The sequence below is a fragment of the Mycobacterium sp. NGS16 genome, from assembly GCF_059813225.1.
The window spans coordinates 188,780-214,369 of the sequence record NZ_JCALEE010000002.1 but is presented as its reverse complement, the minus strand read 5'-3'; the positions used below and the strand labels follow the sequence as shown (position 1 = coordinate 214,369).

The 25,590-nt window shown below is 70.8% G+C and carries 14 protein-coding genes; 7 read left to right on the top strand and 7 right to left on the bottom strand.

The annotated features are described in order from the left end of the window. The first annotated feature begins 30 nt into the window (after nt 1-30). Nucleotides 31-726 (top strand): alpha/beta hydrolase family protein, encoded by a 696-nt coding sequence (locus tag AC5Y4Q_RS06685; RefSeq protein WP_499958456.1) that lies wholly within the window; start codon nt 31-33, stop codon nt 724-726. Here AC5Y4Q_RS06685 and AC5Y4Q_RS06680 read toward each other — a convergent pair. The 3 genes from AC5Y4Q_RS06680 to dprE1 form a co-directional block, all read right to left on the bottom strand. Beyond that, nucleotides 680-2,542: a galactan 5-O-arabinofuranosyltransferase gene (locus AC5Y4Q_RS06680; protein ID WP_499958455.1), complete on the bottom strand. Its 1,863-nt coding sequence runs from the start codon at nt 2,540-2,542 to the stop codon at nt 680-682. The genes AC5Y4Q_RS06685 and AC5Y4Q_RS06680 overlap by 47 nt on opposite strands. Nucleotides 2,543-2,741: 199 nt before the next feature. After that, nucleotides 2,742-3,506, bottom strand: coding sequence for a decaprenylphospho-beta-D-erythro-pentofuranosid-2-ulose 2-reductase (gene dprE2 / locus AC5Y4Q_RS06675; protein WP_499958453.1), 765 nt, complete (start codon nt 3,504-3,506; stop codon nt 2,742-2,744). Continuing rightward, nucleotides 3,507-4,889, bottom strand: a complete 1,383-nt coding sequence (gene dprE1, locus AC5Y4Q_RS06670; protein WP_499958452.1) for a decaprenylphosphoryl-beta-D-ribose oxidase — start codon at nt 4,887-4,889, stop codon at nt 3,507-3,509. A gap of 78 nt (nt 4,890-4,967) precedes the next feature. Here dprE1 and AC5Y4Q_RS06665 point away from each other — a divergent pair, with 78 nt between their 5' ends. The 6 genes from AC5Y4Q_RS06665 to AC5Y4Q_RS06640 all read left to right on the top strand — a co-directional run bounded on the left by AC5Y4Q_RS06665 (nt 4,968) and on the right by AC5Y4Q_RS06640 (nt 22,297). Beyond that, nucleotides 4,968-5,525 carry a hypothetical protein gene (locus tag AC5Y4Q_RS06665; protein ID WP_234786371.1) on the top strand — a complete coding sequence of 186 codons (558 nt, stop codon included), beginning with the start codon at nt 4,968-4,970 and terminating at the stop codon, nt 5,523-5,525. Between the two features lie 948 nt (nt 5,526-6,473). Further along, entirely contained in the window at nt 6,474-12,701 is a 6,228-nt protein-coding gene (locus AC5Y4Q_RS06660; protein ID WP_499958450.1) for a beta strand repeat-containing protein, read from the top strand. A 463-nt stretch (nt 12,702-13,164) separates the two neighbouring features. Continuing rightward, nucleotides 13,165-15,060: a PE family protein gene (locus tag AC5Y4Q_RS06655; protein ID WP_499958448.1), complete on the top strand. Its 1,896-nt coding sequence runs from the start codon at nt 13,165-13,167 to the stop codon at nt 15,058-15,060. 48 nt (nt 15,061-15,108) lie between these two features. Then, entirely contained in the window at nt 15,109-15,540 is a 432-nt protein-coding gene (locus AC5Y4Q_RS06650; protein ID WP_131809636.1) for a hypothetical protein, read from the top strand. 116 nt (nt 15,541-15,656) lie between these two features. After that, nucleotides 15,657-21,134, top strand: coding sequence for a beta strand repeat-containing protein (locus AC5Y4Q_RS06645; protein ID WP_065019041.1), 5,478 nt, complete (start codon nt 15,657-15,659; stop codon nt 21,132-21,134). A gap of 173 nt (nt 21,135-21,307) precedes the next feature. Beyond that, complete coding sequence (locus AC5Y4Q_RS06640; protein WP_125225885.1) at nt 21,308-22,297, top strand: fatty acid desaturase; 990 nt, start codon at nt 21,308-21,310, stop codon at nt 22,295-22,297. Here the strand turns inward: AC5Y4Q_RS06640 and AC5Y4Q_RS06635 are convergent. The 4 genes from AC5Y4Q_RS06635 to wzt form a co-directional block, all read right to left on the bottom strand. Beyond that, nucleotides 22,254-22,670 (bottom strand): GtrA family protein, encoded by a 417-nt coding sequence (locus AC5Y4Q_RS06635; RefSeq protein ID WP_064924437.1) that lies wholly within the window; start codon nt 22,668-22,670, stop codon nt 22,254-22,256. The two genes, AC5Y4Q_RS06640 and AC5Y4Q_RS06635, sit on opposite strands and share 44 nt — an antisense overlap. A gap of 373 nt (nt 22,671-23,043) precedes the next feature. Next, entirely contained in the window at nt 23,044-23,874 is an 831-nt protein-coding gene (gene wzm / locus AC5Y4Q_RS06630) for a galactan export ABC transporter permease subunit Wzm/RfbD (RefSeq protein ID WP_064924438.1), read from the bottom strand. Further along, nucleotides 23,871-24,779: a galactofuranosyltransferase GlfT1 gene (gene glfT1, locus AC5Y4Q_RS06625; RefSeq protein WP_064924439.1), complete on the bottom strand. Its 909-nt coding sequence runs from the start codon at nt 24,777-24,779 to the stop codon at nt 23,871-23,873. The genes wzm and glfT1 overlap by 4 nt, the downstream gene beginning before the upstream one ends. After that, nucleotides 24,776-25,585, bottom strand: coding sequence for a galactan export ABC transporter ATP-binding subunit Wzt/RfbE (gene wzt / locus AC5Y4Q_RS06620; protein WP_064924440.1), 810 nt, complete (start codon nt 25,583-25,585; stop codon nt 24,776-24,778). The genes glfT1 and wzt overlap by 4 nt, the downstream gene beginning before the upstream one ends. Between the last annotated feature and the right edge of the window lie 5 nt (nt 25,586-25,590).

The following is a 25,590-nucleotide window of genomic DNA, read 5'->3' as shown; positions in this document are numbered from 1 at the left end:
CCTGGTGTGTCGGCCGGGCAGACTTGCATGGTGGAGACACTCGAGTACGCCCCCGGCCGGCTGGTCGATGTGTTCGGTGAGCGTTGCCGTCGGGCCGCTCTGCTGTGGCACGGCAAGCAGCCCGACGCCCGCTCGGCGGTCCGGCCGCTCGCCGAACTGGTGGCCGGTCACGGCTTGCATGTGCTGGTGCCGGACTGGAATTCCCACAACGACGACGGCGGGCGCGCAGATCTGCTGCGCTCGGTGCAGTTCGCGCGCGAACGGGCTGCCGACGCCGACGGCCTGGTTCTGGTGGGCTGGTCGATGGGCGGCGCCGCGGCGGCAGGGCTGGCGATTCACGCGAGCCGGTACGGCGTCAGCTTCTCCCACGTGGTCTGCCTTGCCGGCGCGTTCATGGTGCCCGACCCGATCAGCGGCAAGGCCCCGGCGGCCGGGCTGCCGGGCGATCGGCGCTGCCCGATCACGTTGCTGCACGGCACATCCGACGACGTCGTTCCGGTGACGGCCAGCCGCGAGTTCGCCGCCGCCCTGGCACACCACCGGTGGCCGGTGCAGTTGGGCGAGCTGTCCGCCGATCACGGTTCGATCGCCGGGGCCACCTACGACCCCGAGACCGACCGCTATGCGGCCGCTACCGACCGCCATACGTTGACGGTTGCCGCCGAGGTGGCGAACCGGATCACCGCCGCACCGCCAGCACAAACGGACCGATCTTCTCCACGCTGAACGCCGGCCCGTCGAACAGCTCGGCAGCGAGGTCGACGGTGTAGCGGCGCACGTTGGGGTGGTTGGGGTAGACGTCCTTGGCCAGCCGCAGCGTGTACGTGTTCCCCGATCCGGGGCGCATCAGAAACACCGTCGGCGCCGGCCACGGCAGGTCGTCGAGCGCGCGGGTGAACTGTTCGGTGGTCTCCAACTTCGACCAGGCCTCGATCGCGGCGGCCCGCGCGGAGAATTGCGCCAGCGGGTTGGCGTAGTGGCTCGTCAGGCCCTGGAAACCCCAATAGGGATAAAAGGACAGGAAGCTGTAGTCGGCGGTGAGCACCACGGTCTCGTCCCGGGGCTTGCCGGTGGCCTTGGTGATGGCAGCGTCGACGGCCTCGTAGTACTTCGCCGCTCCGGGCGGGCGCCGGTCGCCGCGTTCGCCGTGCCCGTCGGTGTCGGTGTAGGCGACGGTGATGTCGGGCCGCAACACTTCGGGGATGTCCTGGCTGAACGCCAGCGCCCCCGCCAGCCCCACCGCAGTGGCGACCGGATACACGATGGTGTGCCAACCGGTCGCGGCCCGGCCGAGTGCCCGGGCGCCCTCGACGAAGCCGAACACCCCGGCGGTGGCCAGCAGCACCGTCAGCGTCGGCTGCAGCCGGAAACTCAGCAGCGTGGTGCGCGCCAGCGTCGACAACATCGACAGCATGGACCAGGCGTAGACCCCCACGACCCCGATCGCCAGCGCCCCCGCCCGGGTTGACTTGCCGGCCCGGGCCACCAGCCACAGCGTGCCTAGCAGGCACAGCGCTCCGAGCAGGGTGAACTGCAGCATCGGGAAGCTCAGCTCGGCGCCGTCGCCGGGCAGGTAATGCCGGGCGCTGCCGGTATCGCTGACCGGGTGATGCCGGGTGCGCAGCAGGTACGGCGTCCAGGTGATCGAGGCGATGGCCACCGCGAGCACCCCGATCACGGTGAGCCTGGCCAGGGGGTTGAGTGCGGCTTTGATGCCGTTGCGGGCGTTGAGCCCGGCCAGCACCAGCGCCATCAGCGTCACGGTGAACGCGCTGTAGGCCACCAGCAGGGTGTAGAAGGTGGCGGCGAAGCCGAGGAAGAGGCCGGCTCCGGCGACCGCCCCCCAGCCGTTGGCGCCGCCGGCGCGCAGGCCCGACCAGGCCAGGATCAGCACCGGCGGAAGCAGCACGGTGATCATCGCCGCGTAGGGCTCCGGCGAGCTGTAGGCCAGCGTCACCGCTGCGCCCGCGATCGTGACGAGCAGCGCGTACTCGAAGCGGATCATCTTGTTCCACAGCACCAGCGCGACCGCGACTGCCACGGCGATCGAGGTGATCGCCCACGGCTTGTACATCTCCCAAGCCGGCAGCCCGGTCAGCGCCGCGGCCCGCCCGCCCAGCCAGAACCAGCCCGGCGGGTAGAACGGCGGCAGCCCGCGGTAGGTCATGTCGGCCAACGCCGGGCTGTCGGCCATCCGGGTGAGGTATTCGGTGCGGAACTGCTGGTCCACCGAGATCCCGAACAGGTAGAGCTTGGTGGCGCCCAGCGGCATCGCCAGCGTCACCACCGAGAACGCGCTGGTGAACGCCACCGCCGCCAGCCAGCCCAGCGCGCGGCGCCCCCGTCGCCACAGCCACGCGGCGCAGGCCAGCCCGGCCAGGCTACCGACCTGCCCGACGGTGGTCAGCGCGTGCAGTTGGTTCGACGACGGGTAGGCCGGCCACTGCACCCGGGCGATCGCCACCAGGGCGACCACTGCGACGACGACGGCGATGAGGCTCGCCAGGACCATCTGCCCGACGGTGGCCAGCGCCGTGCGCATCAGCGGCGGCCCATCGAGTCGGCGGCGGCGGAGGAGGTGTGGCCGTTGCCCGCCTTTGAGCGACAACGGGTGGCGGCCTGGGGGTGGCAGCGCGCCGAGCGTGCGGTTTGGGCGCGAGATCCCGGTGATTTCGTGCCAAGACGCACACTCGATGGGGGGCGGCGGTGCGGGGTGCTCGGCATAGGGAAGGCGACCGGGATCAGATGGGCAGCCGGCGGAAGATCACCCGCGGGACGTGCCGCAGCACCATCATGACGTAGCGGAAAGCCCCTGGCGCCCAAACCAATTCCTTGCCCTTGGCGGCGGCGGTCACCGCCAGCTCGGCGACGTCCTCCTTGTCGACGGTCAACGGCGCTTCCTTGACGTGCGCGGAGAACCGGGTGCGGACCTGTCCGGGCCGGATCACCAGCACCCGCACCCCGTCGTCCCGCAGTGCCTCACCCAAGCCGAGGTAGAAGCCGTCGAGCCCGGCCTTGGTGGAGCCGTAGACGAAGTTGGTCCGGCGCACCCGTTCACCGGCCACCGAGCTCATCACGATGATCTGCCCGAAGCCCTGGGCGCCCATCTTGTTCGCCAGCAGGACACCCACCGAAACCCCTGCGGTGTAATTGATCTCGGCGACCTGCACGGCTTTGGCCTGGTTGTGCCAGAGCTCCTCGGGGTCGGCGTCCATGCCGAACGCGACGATCGCGACATCGATGTCGCCGGCACTGAACGCCTTCTCGATCATCGCCGGATGCGACCCGGTGTCGAGGGCGTCGAAGTCGATCACCTGCACCGACTTGGCGCCGGCGGCCTCCATCGCCGCCACCGCGCCGTCCCGCCCGGGATCACCGGGCAGGCAGGCCAGCACCACGCTCGCCGAGGCGTTGCGCAGGTAGCGTGCACAGATCGCCAGCCCGATCTCAGACGTGCCGCCCAGCAGCAGGATGGACTGGGGATTTCCGGTGGCGTCAAGCACCATCTACAGCAGCTCCAAACGTCGGGCCATGTCCGAGGCGAAAATCCCGTCGGGATCGACCTTGCGGCGCATCGCGATCCATTCGTCGATGCGGGGGTACATGGCGTGGAACATCTCCGCAGTCGTGCGGGAATCCTTGGCGGTGTAGAGGCGCCCGCCGAACTCGAGCACCCGGCGGTCGAGCTCATTGAGCAGCGTGTTGAGGCCGGGCTTCATCGGGAAGTCCAGGCAGACGTTCCAGCCGGGCATCGGGAAGCTCAGCGGCGCCTGGTTTCCCGGTCCGAACAGCTTGAACACGTTCAGCGCCGAGTAGTGCCCGCTGGCTTGGATGTCGATGATGATGCTCTTGAACTCCTCGACGGCCTCGGTGGGCACCAGGAACTGGTACTGCGCGAAGCCGGCCGGACCGTAGCCGCGGTTCCACTCACCGAGCAGATCCAGCGGGTGATAGAACTGCGTCAGGTTCTGCACCTTGCCGCGATAGTGGCCGCCGCGACGGTAGTACAGCTCACCGATGGCGCTCAGGCTCAACTTGTTCATCAACCCGTTGGGGAAGACATCGGGCACCGTCATCAATTGCGGTGCGTCGAACTTCAGCGGGTTTTTGGCGAGCTTGGCCGGCAGTTCGTCGCGCAGCGCTAGGCGCCCGCGGGTGATGGTGGCGCGGCCCAGCTTCGGCGGCGGGCTGATGGCGTCGAACCACGCACTGGAATAGGTGTAGTCGGCCTCGCTGCCGTCGCTGTGGAAGGCGATGGTCTCGTCAAGGGTGGCGGTGTTGTCGCCGTCGTTGATGAAATACGCCGTCTCGGTCGGCGTCATGGCGATCGTGGCGCGCAGGATGATTCCGGTCAGGCCGTTGCCGCCGACGGTGGCCCAGAACAGCTCGGCCTCGGGGCCGGCTGGCGTCAGGTGCCGCACCGACCCGTCGGCGGTCAGCAACTCCATCGACACCACGTGGTTGCCGAAGCTGCCTTCACTGTGGTGGTTCTTGCCGTGAATGTCGCAGGCGATCGCTCCACCGATGGTGACCTGGCGAGTCCCGGGCAGCACCGGCACCCACAACCCGAAGGGCAACGCCGCCTTCATCAACTGATCCAGGCTCACCCCACCGTCGACGTCGACGACGCCGCGATCCGAAGAGATCGAATGGATCCGGTTCAGCGCGGTCATATCGATCACCAGGCCGCCGCCGTTCTGGGCGTTGTCGCCATAAGAACGGCCCAGCCCGCGGGCGATCACGCCCCGGCTCCCGTCATCGGACGCCCGCGCCACGGCCTTGGCGATGACCTCGACATCCGGGGTCGACAGCACCTGCGCCACACTCGGCGCGGTGCGGCCCCAACCGGTCAGTCGCCGCGCGGTGGTCGGCAGCTCAGTGCTGAACATCGCACATGAGGGTACCGCCCAACGCGCCGCTGCCCGGTTTCGCGTGACTATTCGGGTGACTACCGTTACGATCGCGCAATGCCTGAGACTCCCCCCACTGATTCGCCGTCATCGACCAAGCCCACCAAGCCCAAGACCGCGGGTTTTCCGAAATCTTCCACTTCTTCGCAGGGCCTGTCGGTGCCGACGATCGCCGCTTTGGCCTTGGCCGTGCTCGGCATCGTGTTAGCCATCTTCGGGTGGTTCCACCCGTCGACGAGTCAGAAGTTCTCCGGCGACCAGCGCGACGAAGCCAAGGGCAAGATCTGCGACGCACAGGCCGTCGTGCGCCAAGGCACCCAGTTCAACACCAACCTGCAGAACCCGGTTCCTGGCGACCTGGCCGGTGACCTGGCGGTGGGCACCAATGCCCGGCTGTCGCTGTTCGCCGGCGGTGCGTTCCTGCACCAGCGCCTGGAAGCCAACCCGGCCGTCCCGGCCGATCTGGCCAAGGCCGTCGGCGACATGGCCGACACCCTGGAGGCACTGAGCATCAACTACCTGGCCGGGCACTCGCCTGACGACGCGGTGCAGCAGCCGCTGCGTGACCAGCTGCGCGGCGAGATCGACGTGCTCGACAACCTCTGCCAGTCGTAGTAGCCCGTTCTCCGGTTCAGCACCGGTTGCGCATGGCGCAGCCGGTGCTGAACCGTTTTGCGGGCCGGGGCGGAGAAGCGCGTCCGCCGGAGGCGGTCAGCCTGGGCACTGCCTGGTGGACAACGGTACGTTTTCCGCCACCGGCTGCGTTGCGGCGCCGGGGTCATCCGCAGCGCGCCCTCGCCGGCCTGGGTTGTGGTTAGCCGACTAGCTGTCAACAACCGGGGGAGAAGGTTCGACAGCCTGGACGAATATGCAGAGCGGTCAAGCGGTGGTGCCCCGCGCCGGCCATGACACGGATCCATGCTGCTCACGTACAGCGTCGACGAGGCGGCAGACGTTAGGCGCGCCGAGCGCGATTACGGATAACCGGCAAGAAGCGTTCCTGCGCCAAGTTAATGCCGAGCCGAATTCTTACGGTTACGCGGCCAATGGCAGACATCCAACGCGCTGCCTGTCAGACCGAATGCCTTTTGAAGGTTTAGTCCACCACAGGTGCACTAAATTGACGGAGCCGCAGCTTTTTCGCCGACCGGTCGTCGCTCGACGACGCCCGCTGCGACCGCTGGGCGCGGTCGACAGTCTGGGGCGCCGAACCGCGGAGGGATCGCACGCCTCGCTGACCTGGGCTTCCCCGTCAGCGGGTCACGCCAGGGCCTGCCCAGGTGAGGGTTGGGACAGGAGGAATTTTTCTGAGAGTCCAGAACTTTTCTAAGAAATTTTGGCGGGCCGACGGCGTGGATTCACCGCTATAATCCCATGTTAACGCCCATTACCAATCGGTAACCTGCACGGTTCCACCTTTTTGCACTGGGGTTGACGCGATCAGAATAGCCGTTAACCTAACTCCCCACAGGGCTCGTTATGCCGCCGTTATGTGCAAGCTAAGGGGAAGCTGCCATGTCTCGTCAGGGTCAACGTGGATCCAAAGGTCGTCGCCGTAGCCGGGTGATCGGTGCCAGTAGCGCGGTTGGTGCCTTCCTCGCATTCGGGATGGCCCCGTTGGCGGCCGCCCCGGCGGCGAGCGCCGACTTCGATGACGTCCTCGTCGACCTGCTCGGTCAGAGTCTGGGTGACGCCGTCACCAACCTCGGTACCAATTGGGGTGATCAGGCCGCCTGGGAGGTGGTCTTGGACCCAGCCAGCTGGTCGACCTTCTTCGACGGCCTCGGCAGTCAGAGCACGTGGGATGCGGTGCTGGCCGACCTCAACTTGAATGCCGCCGGCTCGGCCGTCGCCGACCTGCCGGGTTCTGCCGCCGCGTTCGACTGGAACCAGATCGACTGGCTGAAGCCGTTCGGTAACGGCGCGCCGGGCACCGAGGCGCACCCGGACGGCGGCCCCGGTGGGTGGATCTTCGGCAACGGTGGCGCGGGCTGGGACGCCGACGGCACGGGCCCGAGCGCCGATCCCATCGACGGTGGTAACGGCGGCCAGGGCGGTCTATTCGGCGGCGACGGTGGTGCCGGTGGTGACGGCTACGACGGTGGGGACGGTGGCGACGGTGGTGCGGCCGGACCGTTCTCCTGGTTCAGCCACGGTGGCGCAGGTGGTGACGGTGGCGCGGCGATTACCGCGGGTCGCGACGGCGGCGCCGGTGGTGCCGGTGGTGACGCCGCCCAGTGGGGCTTCTTCAGCACCGCGGGGGCCGGCGGTAACGGTGGCGACGGGGCCATGGGTGCGGCCGGTGCTGCCGGCAGCTTCGCCAACGGCGGTGATGGCAACGGCGGCAACGGCAAAGCTGGCGGCGCGGGCGGTAACGGTGGTGCCGGCGGTAAGGGCTCGATGCTGTTCGGCGCCGGCGGCAAGGGCGGCGCGGCTGGTAACGGCGGCGAGGGGGGCGCCGGTGGGGAAGGCGCCGCCGGCTCCGACATGACCGCGTCTGCTGCTGCGACCGACGGCGGCAAAGGTGGCGAGGGCGGCGCGGGCGGCGACGCCGGCACGGGTGGTGCGGGCGGTGCCGGTGGCTGGCTCGGCAGCGCGGGCGCGACCGGCGCGGGAGCCACGGGCGGCAACGGTGGCGAGGGTGGCGTCGGCGGTGCCGGTGGCAACGCCAACGGTGTGACCGGGAATGTGGGCCAGGACGCTGTTGACGGCAGTGGTGCGGCCGGGGGCAACGGCGGTGTCGGCGGCAATGGCGGTGTCGCCGGTGACGGCGGTGCGGGCGGTAAGGGTGGCGCTGCCGGCACCTCGACGAACGGCACCACCGCGACCGCCGGAGCCGGCGGCCAGGGCGGTGCCGGCGGTGACGCCAAGGGCGGCGTCGGTGGCGCCGGAGGCAAGGGTGCCGGCGGCGGCACCAATGAGGCTGCCGGAAATGGTGGCGACGGCGGGGCCGGCGGTCAGGGCGGCACGGCCGGAGCCGGTGGCGCCGGCGGGGCGAACGGCGACGGTAATGGCACGGCTGCCAGCGGCACGGCCGGATCCTCTGCCGGTGGCGAGGGCGGCCAGGGCGGTCGAGGTGGTGACGGCAAGGGCACTTACGACGCCTACGGCGACGCCCAGGCGGGCGGCATCGGCGGCACCGGCGGTATGGGTGGTGCGGGAACCCATGGCAGCGCCAACGGCAATGGTGGTGCCGGCGGTGCTGGTGGTGATGGCGCCAGCGAAGGCACCGGTGGGGTCGGCGGCAGCGGCGGCGCCGGCGGGGCCGGCGGCCAAGCGGATGCCACCGGGCCGGGCTACGGCGGTGGCGGTGGCGGCGGCGGTGGCGGCGGCAGCGTCTTCGACGACGGTGACGCCACCGCAACCGGTACCGCCACGGGCGGCGACGGCGGTGCGGGTGGCGCCGGTACCGCCACCGCGGCCGGTGGGCACGGCGGCACCGGCGGTCAGGGCAACATCTCCGCGTTCGGTACCGGCAGCAAGGCTGACGGCACCGCCACCGGCGGCAGCGGCGGCAATGGTGGCACCAACGGCGGCACCGGTGGTGACGGCGGCCTGGCTGAGATCCTCGGCGGATTCGGCACCACCAACAGCGTCGCGCACGACGCCACCGCTATCGGCGGCGCCGGTGGTGACGGAATCAACGGCGGCACAGGTGGTGCCGGCGGCATCGGTTATGTCGAGGCGGTCGGCGACAACACCACCGCGACCGGTACCGGGACCGGCGGGGCCGGCGGTGACGGCGTCGACGGTGGTGCCGGCGGCAACGGCGGCGAAGGCATCGTCGACGCCGGCTACGGCCAGATCACGCCCAGCGGCCCCGCCCCGACACCCAATGCCAGCGCTGACGGCACCGCCACCGGTGGGGCCGGCGGCACCGGCACCGGCGCCAACAGCCAAGGCGGCGCTGGTGGCAGCGGCTCGGTCATCGGCCTGAACGGTGGCAGCGGCAGCGGCACCGGAATCGGCAGCGCGGGCGGTGACGCCACCAACGGCGGAACTGGCGGTGACGGCGGCAGGGGCTGGATCGAAGCCGTCGGCACCGGCAACAGCGGAACGGCCACCGCTAAGGGCGACGCGACCGGTGGGGCCGGTGGTGCGGGCGACGACGGGACCGGCGGCGCCGGTGGCGACGCGACGGTCCTGGCGACCAACGGCGGCACTGCGACCGGCACCGATGGTGCGACCGGCGGTGCGGGTGGTTCCGGCAGCAACGGTGGCACCGGCGGCGCAGGTGGCGCGGCAGCTATCAACGCCAGCCAGGGTGCTGTCATCAGTGACACCAAGGTGCAGGGAGCTATCGGCGGTGCGGGCAGCAACGGCGGCACCGGCGGTATCGGTGGTGCCGGCGCTGCTTCAGCGATCGGTGCCGGCAGCACCATCACGGGTGCAGCCACCGGCGGCGCCGCTGGTAGCGGCGACGGCGCGGGCAGCATCGGCGGTGACGGCGGTGCCGGCTACCTGGTGGTCGACCACGCCGGCGGCACCATCGGCGGGGACGGCAATGCCGCAGCGGCCCAGGGCGGCATCGGTGGTGACGCCACCAATGGCGGTCACGGCGGTACCGCCGGCTTCGGTGAGCTGGAGACCGGCAACGCCAATGACGGTGGCAGCGGCGGCACCTCGTACGGCAGCGCCACCGGCGGGAACGGTGGTACCGCCGACGGCACCGGCAGCACCGGCGGCCACGGCGGCAACGGCGACATCCAGAGCGCTCGTGCCGAAGGCGGAAGCACAGGCGGCACCTCGCACGGCACCGCACAGGGCGGAAACGGCGGGGACGCGACCGGCGGCGGCCACGGCGGTAAGGGCAGCTACGGCAGCATCTTGTCCGGTGGTGCGGACGCGGAGGCTTCCGGCACCGGCACCGGCGGCAACGGCGGTGACGGCCTGGCCGGTGGCACCGGTGGTGACGCTCTGAGCGGTCAGGTCAACGCGTTCGGTGCCAATGCCAAGGCCGACGGCACCGCGCAGGGCGGCGACGGCGGTGCCGGTACCGGTGCCGGTGCGGTCGGCGGTGGCGGCAATCTTGGCTACATCACTGCGGGCGCCGGCAACACCATCACCGGGGCGCACAGCACCGGCGGCGACGGCGGCGCCGCGGGGGCAGGCGTACACGGCGCCTCTGGTGGTGCGGCCAACGTCACCGCCAATGTCGGTACGAGCAGCACCATCACCAACGGCTCGGCGGCCGGTGGTAACGGCGGCAGCGGTGGCAGTGGCGGTGCCGGCACGGTGGCGGCCAGCAACGGCGGCACCATCACCAACAGTTCTGCGACCGGCAACGACGGCAGCGACACTGCTGCCGGCGGTTCGGCGACCGTGACTGCCGACGGGCCAAACAGCACCGTGACCAACACCCACGTAACCGGTGGCGCAGCGGGATCGGGACTGAGCGCCAACGGGGCGGGCACCGGCGGCGCCGGTGGTAACGCCGCCGCCTCGGCAACCAACGGCGGTGCCGTTGACACCGCGACGGTGACAGGTGGCACCGGCGGTGATGGCAGCCACGGTGGTACCGGCGGCGCGGGCGGGCTTGGATTTGTGACCGCCGACGGCGCCGGCAACGCGGCCGGAGGCGAGGCGCACGGTGGTGCTGGCGGTGCCGGCGACAACGGGACCGGCGGTGCCGGCGGCACGGGTGCCATCTTCGTCGTCGGCACCAACGGCTCGGCGCACGGCACCGGCATCGGCGGCCAGGGCGGCGACGGAACCAACGGCGGCGTCGGCGGCGCCGGCGGCCAAGGTGACGTGAACGCCAACGCACACGGCACCACCGGCGGCACTGCCAGTGGCACGGGCACCGGCGGCAACGGTGGTGACGCCACCGGGGCCAATGCCAAGGGTGGCGACGGCAATGACGGCGAGATCCAAGCCGGCTACAGCCTCAACGCCTTTGGCGGCACGGCTTCGGGCGAAGCCACCGGCGGCAATGGCGGCGACGCCACCGGGGACAACAGCATCGGAGGAAAGGGCGCCTTCGGAGTAGTCCTCTCCAACGGCCTGGGAGCCAACGCCAGCGGCACCGCGGTCGGCGCCAACGGTGGCGACGGTATCAACGGCGGCACCGGCGGCGACGCCAGCGCGGCCGGCACCGGCCAGGTGGCCGCCACCGCCAACGGCGCCACGGCCAGCGGTACCGCTCAGGGCGGCAACGCCGGCAACGGCATCGGCGTCGGCAACAAGGGCGGCGCCGGCTCGACCGGCTGGATCCAGGCCCAGGGCGTCGGAAGCCATGCCTCCGGTACCGCTGCCGGCGGCACCGGCGGTACAGGCCAGAACGGCGTCGACGGCGGCGCAGGCGGACGGGGCTCCTTGCAGGCCATTGGCACCGGCACCACCATCAACGGCGGCACCGCCACCGGTGGCGACGGCGCCACCGGCCACGGCGGCGGCGCCAGCAACTTCCTCGTCCACGGGGGCACTGTCGTCGACACCAATGCCGTCGGTGGCAATGCGACCGACGGCGGTGCCGGCGGTGCTGCCACCATCACCCTCAATGGGGACGACAGCTTCGTCGGTGGCAGCAGCATCACCGGCGGTAACGCTGGTGTCGGCGGCGATGGCGGCGCCGCGTCCCTGAATGCGACCAACGGCGGTGGGATCTCGGGTAGCTCTGCCGCCGGTGGGCAAGGCAGCGACACCAATTCCGGTGGTACCGCGGATATCACCACCGTCGGGTCGGGCAGCATCGTCACCGATAGCCACGTCACCGGTGGCAATGCCGGCGTCGGCGACGCCAACGGCGGCACCGGGGGCCAGGGCGGCTGGGCCGGCCTCACCGCGATCAACGGCGCCCACATCACCGACACCACCGTGAAGGGCGGTGTGGGCGGTGCCGGCACCGACGGCGGACAAGGCGGCCTCGGCGGGTTCGGCCTGGCCGCGGCGACCGGGGCCGGCAGCACCATCACCGGGGCGAGCGCCACCGGCGGGGTCGGCGGGCTGGGCGACAACGGGACCGGCGGCGAAGGCGGCAGCGGCCAGCTGATCGTCGACAGCGCGGGCGGCAGCATCGGCGGCGGCGGGAACACCGCCACGGCGGTCGGCGGTGCCGGTGGTGCCGGTACCGACGGTGGCCGGGGTGGCAATGGGTCGTGGGGTGAACTCGAGTCCGACGCCGCGGGCGGCAACTCCTACGGTCAGTCCACCGGCGGTGCCGGTGGTGACGCCACGGGCGCGAACAGCGTCGGTGGCAACGGCGGAAGCTCGGATATCGAGAGTGCCAAGACCACGAGCGGCTTCGGTGACCCGAGCCTCGGCGGCCCGGGCGGGACGGCCCATGGTACGTCGACCGGCGGCGATGGTGGCAGCGCCAGCAACGGCGGCCACGGCGGTAACGGCGGCAAGGCAAGTATTGCTGCCGGTGGCGAAAACGCTCTGGCCAGCGGCATCTCTAAGGGTGGCACCGGTGGCGAAGGAGACGGCGGCCAAGGCGGCAACGCCGGCTACAGCCGGGTTACCGCACTGGGCGAGAACACCACATCTACCGGAGGCAGCGCGACCGGCGGCGACGGCGGTAAGGGCACCGGCGGCGGCACCGGCGGCAAGGGCGCCGACGGCAACATCGGGGCCGCGCTCACCAACACCGGGAGCGCCAGCGACCACCCGACCGCTAACGACAACACGGTCGTCGGCGGAAGCGGCGGGCTGGGCGGACCAGGTCACACCGGCGGCAACGGCACCGAGGCCGATGTCTACGCGGTCAATAACGGACAAACCAACCAGGGGTGGCCTAACCCGAATAGCGATCAAACGGTTATCGGCCCCAACGGCGCCAACAACCCTTAACCCAATCCGCCAACCCACCCGCGGCCCGGCCTTGCGACCGGGCCGCGGTGGCATTCCGACGAGCGCTATCGGCGGTGATATCCGATTCGACTTCACCCATATCACCCACGGCAGGTGCAGGAGTGACACAAGTTGCCGCCGCTACCGGATCGTCGGACAGGCTTTCCTGAGAATTTTCGGGTCCGGAGGTAACGGCGGGGCTCAGTGTTCACTACCGTCGGCATCGGCCCGGTCCGCTGATGTGGCAGCTAAGAGCCGGTGATTAGCACATCAAAGCCACTGACCTGGGCAAATGCATAACTCGACTTACCTCGCAGTGTCGGCGCCCGCGGCTAGCGAAAGGTCGTGATACAGGGTTGACGCCACCGGAATCGTGATTAACGTGAGCGATCGATGAGAGTTTTTCATCGAGCGCTTTAGCAATTTGGGGGAGGGCGCCATGTTTGTTCAGCGTCGCGGGGGGATGGCCCATCGATCTGGTCGCGGACGCCCTCGGCGCACGCTGGTCGCCGGCAGCGCCGCCGCAGCCTTTCTGGCCGTGGGGATGACGCCGCTGGCCGGCGCGCCCGCGGCGCACGCCGACCTGGACGGCCTCGATGCGCTATTCGAGCTCCTCAACACCGATCTGTTCGGGACGGCTTCCGGCGACATCAGCTTCCTCAACGGCGATGACGCCATGGCCGTCTTCACCCACCTGCATACCGACCTGGAAGCCTGGCTGGCCGACACCGACAACGCGGCCCTGATCGCCGGTATCAACCAGCCGTGGGTGGACCTGTTCGGCCGCAACCTGATCGGCAACGGCGACGCCGGCTGGGACGGAACCAACGATGCACCACTGGCGTGGCTGGGCCTCGGCAATCTCCACGATGGCGGATTGCTCTTCGGTGACGGCGCGGCCGGCGGAGTGGATGACAACGGGAACGGCCTCGCGGGCGGCGCCGCCGGCTTGTTCGGCTACGGCGGTACCGGTGGCGACGGCGACGACGGCGGCAACGGCGGTGCAGGTGGCGCCGGCGGTTGGCTGTTCGGCAACGGCGGCAACGGCGGTGCGGGTGCTGACGCAACCGATCCGGGCGACAGCGGCGGCAACGGCGGTGCCGGCGGTATGGGGGGCATGCTCTACGGCAACGGCGGCGCGGGCGGCGCCGGCGGCGACGGCATGAGGGGCGCCGACGGCATCAGCTACGGCGACGAATACAACACCCCGGTCAATTACGGCAAGGCCGGCGGCGACGGCACCGACGGTGGCGCCGGTGGAAACGGTGGCGCCGGCGGTGCCAGTGGCCTCGTGGACGGCACCGGCGGTAACGGCGGTCACGGCGGCAATGGCGCCGTCGGCGGCGATGGCGGCAACGGCGCCTGGGGTGCTGACGGGCGGACGCAGCCGCCTGGTCATCCGCCGATCCCGCACCCGAGCGGTCCCGACGCCCAGGCCGGCGGGCACGGCGGCAGCGGCGGCACCGGTGGCGCCGCCGGCAACGGTGGTGCCGCCGGCTCCTCACTCATCGGCCACGCCGGCAACGCGGGCGACGCCGGCAACGCGGGCGACGGGGGCAACGGAGGCGACGGCGGACGTGGCGGCTGGGGCCAGGACACCGCCCTGCAGAACGGCGGCGCCGGCGGCGTCGGCGGCAGCGGAGGCAACGGCGGTGCCGGTGGCAGCGGTGCCCACGCCACCAATGGCGGCAACGCCGGTGACGGCGGTACCGGCGGGCACGGGGGCCACGGCAGTTCCGGCAATAACGCCGAGAAGACCGCCGGAGCACAAGGCGGCGTCGGGGGCCTCGGCGGTCATGGCGGCGTCGGGGGCAACGGCGGCGTCGGCGACAATCCGACCGACGGCGGTGCCGGCGGAAACGGCGGGACCGGTGGTGAGGGCGGAACCGCGGGTGTCTCCGCGCAGGGCGCCACCGGTGCGGCCGCCAACGGCACTACCGGCGCCAAGGGCGGCGACGGCGGCAACGCCGGCGAAGGGGGGACCGGGAACAGCACTGCCGGCACCGGCACCGGAAACGGTGCCCACCGGGGCGCCAACGGCACCGGCGGCGACGGTGGCCAGGGCGGCACCGGAGGCCAGGCCACCCCGCAGTCCCCAGACCCCACCGGCGGCAGCGGCGGAACCGGCGGAACCGGCGGCAACGGCGGCAAGGGCGTTGGCGGCGTCGGCGGGGGCAACGGCGGCCAAGGCGGTGACGGTGGCTACGGCGGGAACGGCGCCCAGCAGCAGGGGGCCGGCGGCAACGGCGGCAACGGCGGCAACGGAACCGACGGCGGCGTGGGCGGTGCTGCGGGCGTGGGCAGCACCCACGGCACGCCGCCCGGGCAGCCCGGCCAACCCGGCATACCGGCGCCCTAGGCAGACCTCGCGACGGTCCCCTGCCCCACGAGGGGTGGCAGGGGACCGTTGCCGTTCGGCCTGACCTCATGGCAGGTCAGCGATGTCCCGCAAATGCGGAACGTTAACTATCTCGCCGGCAACTCACGGAACGACGTCGTGGCCCCGCCGCCGCGCGACCAGCCGCGCGGCGGGATCGCCGTGCTGGAGAAGTCCGCCGGCAGTAAATTCGCCGGCCGCCTGACGGCGGGAGGCGGTACCCATACCGGTGGGACCGCGAAAACCGTCGCTGCCGGTGCTTTTCAGCCTGCCCTGGCGAATCAACCAACCGGTCGGCTCAGGTGGTCAGCAAAGAAAATAACCGAGCTACATAAGCGATCAATCGACTGCCTATCAGGTTTCCAAAACCCGGCGTGTGGCGCCGACTCCCAAAAAATTACCCGGCAAATCTCGGACGATATCGCTGGTGAGAGGCCCGACCGGCAAGGCGACTGGCGCTGAAAGGGATGTTCGGATAAGGCTTCATGTTCGACGTAGGTTCTGTTACCTTAAGTCGAAATAAGTCTTTTGCATCTCCGTCAACTGCTCGTAGGACCCCCCCGCCTCAAGGAGAAATCATGTCGACGAAGAATTACTTCGGGAAGAACAAGCGCCGGGCCGGCCGCGCGCTGGGCGCCACAAGTGCGGTCGGAGCTTTCCTCGCCTTCGGGATGACGCCGCTGACGGCCGCGCCGGCGCGCGCCGACGGGTTCGACGAGATGTTCGACGCCTTGTTCGGCCAGGCATCGACGTGGTTCGACTCCTCGGCGCTGGAATCGTCAGTCACCGACTGGAGCGCCCTGTTCGGTGGGGACCTGCCCGGCTCGGCGGATGGCCAGATGGTCGACCCGCTGCAGTGGCTGGATGACTTGGTCGCCAACTCGATCAACATGGTGATCTACCAGCCGCTGCACAGCCTCGGCGAGATGTTGATCAGCAGCGGGTTCACCCTCGACGGTGTCTTGGCCAACGGCGCCAACGCCTACGTCAGCTTCGGCGACGACGGCGACCTGATCTACCACGCCGCCACCGCGGGTGGGTTCCTGTTCGGTGACGGCGGTAGCGGCAGCTTCGTCAACGCCGACGGCGACCTGATCGGCGCGGACGGCTCGGCGCTGACCGACGCTGACGGTGATGTGATCACGCTGGCCGACGTTGAGAACGGCACCTACTCGTTCGCCAACGCCAGCTCGATCGACCTCGACGGTGGTGCCGCCGGCATGCTCGGCGACGGTGGCGCCGGTGGCAGCGGCGACGGCCTCGGCCTGATCGGTGGTGACGGCGGCGCCGGCGGTTGGTTGTTGGGTAACGGCGGCAACGGCGGCGCGGGCGCGTTCGGCGCCGACGGGGTGGCCGCGGTCGGCGGGGCCGGCCTGGCCGGCGGTAATGGTGGTACCGGTGGCTTCCTGTTCGGCAACGGCGGCAATGGCGGCACCGGTGGTGCCGGCGGTAACGGTGCCGCCGGGACGAACGGCGACCGCGGCCTGGACGGCTTGAGCTTCCCGGGCAGTGGTGACGGCGCGGCCGGCGTCAACGGCACCGACGGCACCGACGGTGGGGATGGCTTCGCCGGTGGTGCCGGTGGTGTCGGTGGTAACGGCGGCGCGGCCGGTCTGTTCGGCACGTCCGGTGCCGGTGGTACCGGTGGCGCCGGTGGTAACGGTGGCGTCGGCGGCAACGGTGGTGACGGCGGTACCGGCGGCGACGGCAACGACAACACCCAGCCGGTGGGCGGCGGCACCGCCGACCTCATCCGCGCGGCCGCGGACCCGACCGGTCCCGGCGGAGACGGCGGTGCGGGCGGCAACGGCGGCAACGCCGGATCCGGTGGCGCCGGGGGCGTGGGCGGCGCCGGCGGTAACGGTGGCGCCGGTGGTTTCTTCGGTATTCACACCGCGGGTGCGGCGGGCAACGGCGGTGCCGGTGGTGCCGGTGGCGGTTCCGGTCTGGCCGGCAACGGCGGCGACGGAGGCAATGGCGGTTCCGGCGGTGGTGCCGGGGCGGCCGGTACCGCCGGAGTGGCGGCCCGCGCCGACGCGGCCCCGACCGGCTTGGTCGGCGGCGGCAACGGCGGTGCCGGCGGTAACGGCGGCAACCTCGGCACGGTCGGTGCCGGCGGTAAGGGTGGCGCGGCCGGCTCCGCCGCCGGGCTGCTCTTCAGCGGTACGCCGGGCAACGCGGGCGCCGACGGTGCCGACGGCACGCTGCCGGCCACGGTCTCGGGCAACGGCGGCAACGGCGGTACCGGTGGTGCCGGCAACGGGCTCAACGCGGACGGCACCGGGGTGGCCGGTGGTAATGGTGGCAACGGTGGCGCCGGCGGCGACCACGGCAACGGCGGTAACGGTGGTGCCGGCGGTGCCGGCTCGCAAGGTGGCGAGGGCGCGGCCGGCAGCTTCGACAATGGCGGTAACGGCGCCGGCGGCGACGGCTTCGCCGGGGGTGCCGGTGGCACGGGTGGTACCGGTGGTGCCGGAGGCTCGGTGTCGGGCAACGGCGGTAACGGTGGCGCCGGCGGTGTTGGCGGCATCGGCGGCACCGGTGGTACCGGTGCCGACTCGACAGACCCGACGGTGGCCGGCGGAGCCGGTGGCAACGCCGGTAATGGCGGCGTAGGCGGCGCCGGCGGCAACGGCGGTAATGCGACCAACGGCAACGGCGGCAACGGTGGCGACACCGGCAACGGCGGCAAGGGTGGTGTCGGCGGTGCCGGTGGCAAGGGCGCCAACGGGGCGACCGACAACACCCTGTCCAACCCGCTTGGCGCCGGTGGCGTCGGCGGCAACGGCGGCGACGGCGGCGCGGCCGGTGCGGTGGTCGGCCAGGGCGGCACCGGCGGTGGCGACGGCCACACCAACGGGTCCGACGGAAACCTCGGCCGGCTCGGTGATGGCGGTGACGGCGGCGCCGGTGGTGTCGGCGGAAACGCGGCCACCGACGCCGAGGGCAACTTCATCGGCAACGGCTTGAGCCCGGCGCACGACAACGCGACCGGGGTGGGCGGCTCCGGTGGTAACGGCGGCAGCGGCGGCTCCGGCTACGCGGCCGGCACCGGCGGCGCCGGTGGTGCCGGTGGCCAAGGCGTCTACGGCGGCACCGGTGGCAACGGCGGTACCGGTGGCGCGGTGACTTCGAAGGCCGACGGCGGCAACGGCATCGGCGGCAACGGTGGTACCGGTGGCGCCGGTGGTGACGGCTCCGGCCACGGCGGCTACGGCGGCCAGGGTGGTGCCGGTGCCAATGCGACCGGCGACGACACCGCCGGCAACGGTGGTGACGGTGGCGCCGGTGGTAACACCACCGGTGCTGCGGACCAGGAATCCAGCCCGGACGCCACCTTCGCCGGCGGCCACGGCGGTAACGGCGGCGTCGGTGGTTCCTCGGAGAACGGCGCGGCCGGCTCCGGCGGTAAGGGCGGCCACGGCGGCACCGGCGCACCCGCCGGTGACGACGCGAACAACCCGGTGTTGAGCACCGGCGGCTCCGGCGGCACCGGCGGTAACGGTGGCGCAACGGTCAACGGCACCGCCGGCGACGGTGGCACCGGTGGCGACGGCGGCACCGGCAGCTTCACCGGTGGCCACGGCGGCGCCGGTGGCAACGGTGGCGCGGTGGTCGTGGACAGCGACGGCAACGCCGGAACTGGCACCGCCGGTAACGGCGGCGACGGTGGTGCCGGCGCCAACGGCGGCGCCATCAACGGCGGCGACGACAGCAACACCGTGACCGGCGGCACCGGCGGCAACGGCGGCACCGGTGCTGCCGCTGACGGCACAACCGCCGGCCAGGGCGGTGGCGGCGGTGGTGGCGGCGGTGGCGCCATCATCCAGCAGACCAACGGTGGGACCGTCACCAACAGCACCGCGACCGGCGGCAACGGTGGCGACGGTGGCGCGGGCAGCCTGACGGGCGTCGGCGGTCAGGGCGGCACCGGTGGCTACGCCGGCATCCAGGCCGACGGCGACGGCAGCACCATCGACGGCGCCAACGTCGCCGGCGGTAACGCCACCAACGGCGGCGCCAACGGTGTGAACGGCCAGGACGGCGCCAACAACACGCTGATCAACAACGGTGGCGGTGCCGTCTCCGACGTCGCCGTTCAAAGCGGCCAGAACGTCGGCGATCACGTCGGCGGCGGCGCCACAGTCAACGTCGGTAACGGCGGCAGCATCTCGCACAGCTCGGTGACCGGTGGTGACGCCAGCGCAACCGCCGACGGTGGCGCAGCAAGCCTGACCGCCACCGGCGCCGGCAGCGCGATCACCAACAGCCACGCAACCGGCGGCAACGCCGGCGTCGGCACCACCGGTGGCAACGGCGGCGCTGGTGGCACGGCCGCCATCACGGCCGCCGACGGCGCCGTCATCGACCAGGCCACCGTCACCGGCGGCGTCGGCGGCGCGGGCAGCAACTCCGGCACCGGCGGTAGCGGCGGTGCGGCTGCGGCCGAAGCCCACGGGGCCGGCAGCACCATCACCGGGACGGCCACCGGCGGCGCCGGCGGCACCGGCGACGGCACCGGCAGCATCGGCGGCGACGGCGGCGCCGGCTACCTGGTGGTCGACCAGGCCGGCGGCACCATCGGCAACGGCGGCGACCCCGCCAGCGCCACCGCCGTCGGCGGCACCGGTGGCGCCGCCACCAACGGCGGCCACGGCGGTACGGCCGGCTTCGGTGAACTCGAGGCCGGTCAGGACGCCGGCGCGACCGGCACCGGCGGCACCTCGTACGGCACTGCCACCGGCGGTGACGGCGGCAGCGCCGACGGCGCGGGCAGCACCGGTGGTCACGGCGGCAACGGCGACATTCAGAGCGCTCGCGCCGAGGGCGGCGGCAGTGGCGGCACCTCGCACGGCACCGCCCACGGCGGTAACGGCGGCAACGCCACCGGCGGCGGCACCGGCGGCAACGGCAGCTACGGCAGCATCCTGTCCGGCGGCAACGGCGCCGAGGCGTCGGGCACCGCTCACGGCGGTAGCGGCGGCGACGGGCTCGCCGGCGGCACCGGCGGCAACGGAATGGGTGGCCAGATCAACGTCTTCGGCGACAACGCGACCGGGACCGACAACACCGCGCAGGGCGGCAACGGCGGCGACGGAACCGGCGAGGGCAGTGTCGGCGGTAACGGCGCGATCGGCTACGTCAATGCGAACGCGGGTAGCTCGATCACCGGTACCGAGGTCACCGGCGGCGACGGCGGCGCCGGCGTCAACGCCGGAACCGGCGGCACGGGCGGCGAGGCCATTGCTTCGGCGACCGGTGCGGACAGCACCATCACCGGTAGCGCTACCGGCGGCACCGGTGGTCTCGGTGACAACGGCACCGGTGGCGACGGCGGCGCGGGCTACCTGGTCGTCGACAATGCCGGCGGATCGATCGGCGGCGGCGGGAACGACGCGGTGGCCCAGGGCGGCAACGGCGGCTCCGGTACCAACGGTGGCGTCGGCGGCAAAGGCGGCTGGGGCGAGTTGGAGTCCGGCGAACTCGGGCAGGCCAGTGCTGCGGGCGGCAACTCCTACGGCACCTCCACCGGCGGTGACGGCGGTAACGCCAGCGGCGCGGGCAGTCACGGCGGTAACGGTGGAAGCTCGGATATCCAGAGCTCCAAGGTGACCGGATCGCTGGGTGGTCCCGGCGGCACCGCCAGCGGCACCGCGCACGGCGGTAACGGCGGCAACGCCACGACCGATGCCGACGGTAACGCCGGCACCGGCGGCAACGGCGGCAAGGCCAGCATCGCCACCGGCGGTGACTCGGACAACCTGGCCAACGGAACGTCGACCGGCGGTAACGGTGGTGACGGCCTGGACGGCGGCGCCGGCGGTCTCGGCGGGTCGAGCCGGCTCGACGCCTTCGGCAACAACGGCGCCGACCCCGCCGTCCCCTCCACGGCCACCAACGGCACCGCCACCGGCGGCCACGGCGGCACTGGCACCGGGGTCGGCAACACCGGCGGCAACGGCACCGACGGCAACATCGTCAACACCGGCGGCACCCAGACGAACGGCACGGTCGCGAGCGGTGACAACGGCGCGAACAGCCCGGCCACGCCGTAGTGGAAATCGGTACCGCCCAGCGCCTTTCGGCGCTGGGCGGCCGATGCGAAACCGTGATGACTTCTTGACCGAACGTCGGGTGCGCGTGCGGAAAGGTTAGTTCCGGAACCGCGTAACCTGTTATCTGCCATAGGTTATCCCGTGCTCGCATCGTCGCCTATTTGAGGAGGCCCATGCCACCGCTCGAGGCGATGGATCATGCGTCGTCGAAAACCGTTGTACGCCAACGACACCCGCGCCCCGTCGAGTCGATACCGGCCTTTGCCTGGCCCACGCTCGCGTTGGGGGCGGGCGCCCTGATCATCTTTGTGCTTTCGACAACCGCGGCCGTGGGCCATCACGCTCCGATGTGGCTCACCATCGCGGTCAACACCGCGGTGGTCTACGCGATGTTCATGGTGGCCCACGACGCGCTGCACCGCTCGCTTTCGTTGGCGGGCTGGGTGAATTCGGTGGTCGGGCGGGCGGCCTGGCTCTTTGTCGCGCCGGCGTTTTCGCTGCCGGCGTTCAGCTACGTCCACCTGCAGCACCACCGCAACGCAAACGACGGCGACAACGACCCGGACATGTTCGCCACCCACGCGCCGGCCTGGCAGCTGCCGTTCCGCTGGGCGCTGATGGATGTCTTCTATGCCATCTGGTACTGCCGGCAGCTGAAGCGGCGGCTGCAGCAGTCCCGGCGTCGTCCGCTGACCGAGGTCGCCGAAACAGCGGTGGTGTTCTCGGTGACGGTCGCGGCAATCGGCACCGCGGTCATCACCGGGCACTTCTGGCTCCTCGCGACCGTCGTGCTGATCCCGCAGCGCATCGGCATGGTGATCCTGGGCTGGTGGTTCGATTGGTTGCCGCACCACGGGCTGGAGCACACCCAGCAGGAGAATCGCTACCGTGCCACCCGAAACCGGGTCGGTATGGAAGGGTTGCTGATCCCGATCATGCTGTCTCAGACCTATCACCTGGTGCACCACCTGCACCCCTGGTTGCCGTTCTATCGGTACGCGCAGGCCTGGCGGGGTAACGAGGACGCCTACCTGGACCGGGATCCAGCCATTGCAACCGTCTTCGGCCGAGAACTGACCCCCGAACAGTACCGGGAATGGAATGCGGCCAGATCTGTGCTCAGCGCGCCCGGAAGATCACCGTCCGCTGCACGACGAAGTTGATGACGGTCGCGGTGCCCTGCGCGGCCACGAACGCCACCGGCAGTGCCCAGCGCTGATAATCCAGCAGGTCCAGCACCAGGTGGTTGATCCCCACCTGCACGCCGAAGGTCAACGCATAAAGCGCCATCACCGCGACGAACCGCCCGGTGTGCGCCGAGGACTGAAACGTCCAGCGTCGGTTGATCAGGTACGCGGTGATGGTCCCGGCGACGAAACTGACCGCTTTGGCCAGGTCGACCTTGACGCCTGCGCCCAGATACAGCAGCAGGTATAGCCCGAAGTCCACCACAGCCGAGATCGCACCGGTGACCAGAAAGCGCCACACCTGTGTCGATAACGGCAGGCCCGTGTTCGGCGAAGCAGTCTCGGTCACCCGGGAAGCTTAAGTCCTCCGCCGAACGCCATGCCCGCCGTCATCGCCGAGCCGAGGCGATCGCGCTGCGCATCCCGCTCATGCGACCTCCGCGGCCCGATTCGTGATTCCGACCTCCGCGGCCCGCCTCGTGCCCCCTGCCACATGCGTCACTTCCGCACCGGCAAGTCGACCTACAGATGTTGTCGAATCGGATAGCGCCTGTGATAGCGACGGCGCCGTAGCCGGGGATCTGCGCCGTCCGAATTCATCCGCCGAGCACCCTGCTATCGCCGGCGCTATCCGATTCGGCAACACCCGCATGGTCCCGCGACGGTGCCCAAGTGACTGGTGTGGCTCGAGGAAGGAGACCGCTGCGCTCAGAACGCGACCGCTACACCCAGTAGGCCACTCGCGCCCGGAACTGGCGCAGCACCATCGCCGCCACCGCCCAACCGGCCACGGTCAACACCAACACCACCGCCCAGTGCCGCAGCGGCTGATGCGCGCCCAGCAACGGCAGCCGCACCAGGTCCAGGTAATGCATCAGCGGGTTGAACTCCACCACCGCCGTCCACCGGGACGCACCCTGGGCGCGCAGCGTGTCGTAGTTCCAGATGATCGGCGTCATCAGAAAAAGCAGCTGCACCACCGAGAACAGCAGCGGCGAGATATCGCGGTAGCGGGTGGCGAGAATCCCGAAGCACAGCGACACCCACACGCAGTTCAACGCGATCAGCGCCAGCGCCGGGATCACCGAAAGATCCGCCCACGACCAGGGCTTCGGGAAGATCAGGGCGATCGGCACATAGATGACGATGTTGTGGGCGAACAGGATCATCTGCCGCCACACCAGCCGGTAGACGTGCACCGACAGCGGTGTCGGCAACTGCTTGATCAGCCCCTCATTGGCGACGAACACATCAGCGCCCTCCAGGATGGCGGCGTTGAGCAGGTTCCACACGATCAGCCCCAGCGTCACGTACGGCAGGTGCACCGCCAGGTCGAGATGAAACAGCTTGGAGTACAACCCGCCCATCGCCACCGCGGTGGTAGCGGTGCCGATGGTGATCCAGAACGGCCCGAGCACACTGCGCCGGTAGCGCTGCTTGATGTCCTGCCAGCCCAGGTGCAGCCACAGCTCGTGGCGGCGGAACCCGTCCACGAGATCGGCACGGGCCCGCGCGAAACTCTTGGACTCCGCGGCCACATCGGTGAAACTCATTGCTGCCCCTTGGGTTTGGCGAACTGCTCCCGGCGTCCCAGCCGACGTAGCCGGACCCACTCGAGCAACCCGGCCGGGTCGCGGCGCGACACCAGGAAAAACCAGCCGAACCGCAGCCATTCCTGGATCAACAGCCGGCGCATGCCGGGCTGGGACATCAGGTAGCCGCGGTTGCGGTAGGTGAAATAGCGTTTGGCCGCATCGTCGGGGTACTGGGTGTGCATCCGCCCGGCCAGGATCGGCTTGAACTCCGCCGACCCGCACGGGTGCAGGTAGGCCGCGTTCAGGCACGTCCCGAACGCCAGACCGGAGCGCACCAGCCGACGGTGTACCTCCACCTCGTCGCCGCGCATGAACAACCGCAGGTCCGGCACCCCCACCGCATCCAGCGCATCGGCGGTGAACAGCGCCCCGTTGAACAGCGACGCGATGCCGGGCAGCAGATCCTGGGTTGCGCCACTGCGCAATTCGCTGACCTCGCGGCGCCACACCAACCCGCGCCGTAGCGGGAACGCCAGCCGGGACGGGTCGTCGATGTTGCAGACCATCGGCGACACCTCCGCCAGGTGATGTTTGGCGGCGCAGGCCAGCAGCGCCGACAGCACACCGGAATCGGCCGGTCGCCCGTCATCATCGGCCAGCCACACCCAGTCGGCGCCGGACGCCAGGGCGTGCAGCATGCCCAGCGCGAAACCGCCTGCGCCGCCGAGGTTTCGCTGCGATCCAAGGTAGGTGCACGCCACCGGTTGGCTGGCCACCAGATCGGCTACCGCGGGGTCGTTGTCGTTGTCGACGACGATCACGTGGTCCGGTGGCCGGCTCTGGGTCACCAGCGCCTTCAGTGACTCGGCTAGCTGGTCGACGCGGCGGTGGGTGACGACGACCGCATAGACGGTTTGGGTCACGCCTTGTCCCCGGCCTGGGTCTCGGCGAGTACTTCGCGCACGTGCCGGGCGGCGTCGGGCCCCTCGTAGGCGCCGACCACTTCCTCGATGCCGCCGGTCATCTTGATGGTGCCGTGGTCGATCCACATCGCGGTCTTGCACAGCCGGGCGAGGAACTCGTTGGAGTGGCTGGCGAACACCAGGATTCCGGAGCGCTCCACCAGCTTCTGCAACCGGGTCTGGGCCTTCTTCAAGAACTCGGCGTCCACCGCGCCGATGCCCTCATCCAGCAGCAGGATCTCCGGGTCGATGCTGGTGACCACCCCCATCGCCAGCCGCACCCGCATGCCGGTGGAGTAGGTGCGCAGCGGCATTGCCAGATAGTCGCCCAGCTCGGTGAATTCGGCGATCTCGTCGACCTTGGCGGTCATCTGTTTGCGGGTCTGCCCGAGGAACAGCCCACGGATGATGATGTTCTCGTAGCCGGAGATCTCCGGGTCCATGCCCACGCCCAGGTCGAACACCGGCGCCACCCGCCCGACCACGCTCGCCGAACCCCGGGTCGGCTCGTAGATACCCGAAAGCAGCCGCAGCAGTGTCGATTTGCCGGCGCCGTTGTGTCCGACCAGCCCCACCCGGTCGCCGAGCGACAGCGACATGGTGATGTCGCGCAGCGCCTCGACCACCACCACGTTGGAGTTGTTGCGTCCGATCGCCCCGCCGGCCTTGCCGAGGAACGCCTTCTTCAACGACCGCGACTTGGCGTCGAAGATGGGGAACTCGACCCAGGCGTCCCGGGTCTCGATGCGTGGATCGGTGGCGGACAACGTGA

Bases quoted from the DNA above. Each gene is read 5' to 3' on its own strand.
- AC5Y4Q_RS06645 (WP_065019041.1), top strand. From the start codon at position 15,657: ATGTCGACGAAGAATTACTTCGGGAAGAACAAGCGCCGGGCCGGCCGC.
- AC5Y4Q_RS06640 (WP_125225885.1), top strand. From the start codon at position 21,308: ATGCCACCGCTCGAGGCGATGGATCATGCGTCGTCGAAAACCGTTGTA.
- AC5Y4Q_RS06680 (WP_499958455.1), bottom strand. From the start codon at position 2,542: ATGCGCACGGCGCTGGCCACCGTCGGGCAGATGGTCCTGGCGAGCCTC.
- AC5Y4Q_RS06655 (WP_499958448.1), top strand. From the start codon at position 13,165: ATGGCCCATCGATCTGGTCGCGGACGCCCTCGGCGCACGCTGGTCGCC.
- dprE2 (WP_499958453.1), bottom strand. From the start codon at position 3,506: ATGGTGCTTGACGCCACCGGAAATCCCCAGTCCATCCTGCTGCTGGGC.
- dprE1 (WP_499958452.1), bottom strand. From the start codon at position 4,889: ATGTTCAGCACTGAGCTGCCGACCACCGCGCGGCGACTGACCGGTTGG.
- wzm (WP_064924438.1), bottom strand. From the start codon at position 23,874: ATGAGTTTCACCGATGTGGCCGCGGAGTCCAAGAGTTTCGCGCGGGCC.
- AC5Y4Q_RS06665 (WP_234786371.1), top strand. From the start codon at position 4,968: ATGCCTGAGACTCCCCCCACTGATTCGCCGTCATCGACCAAGCCCACC.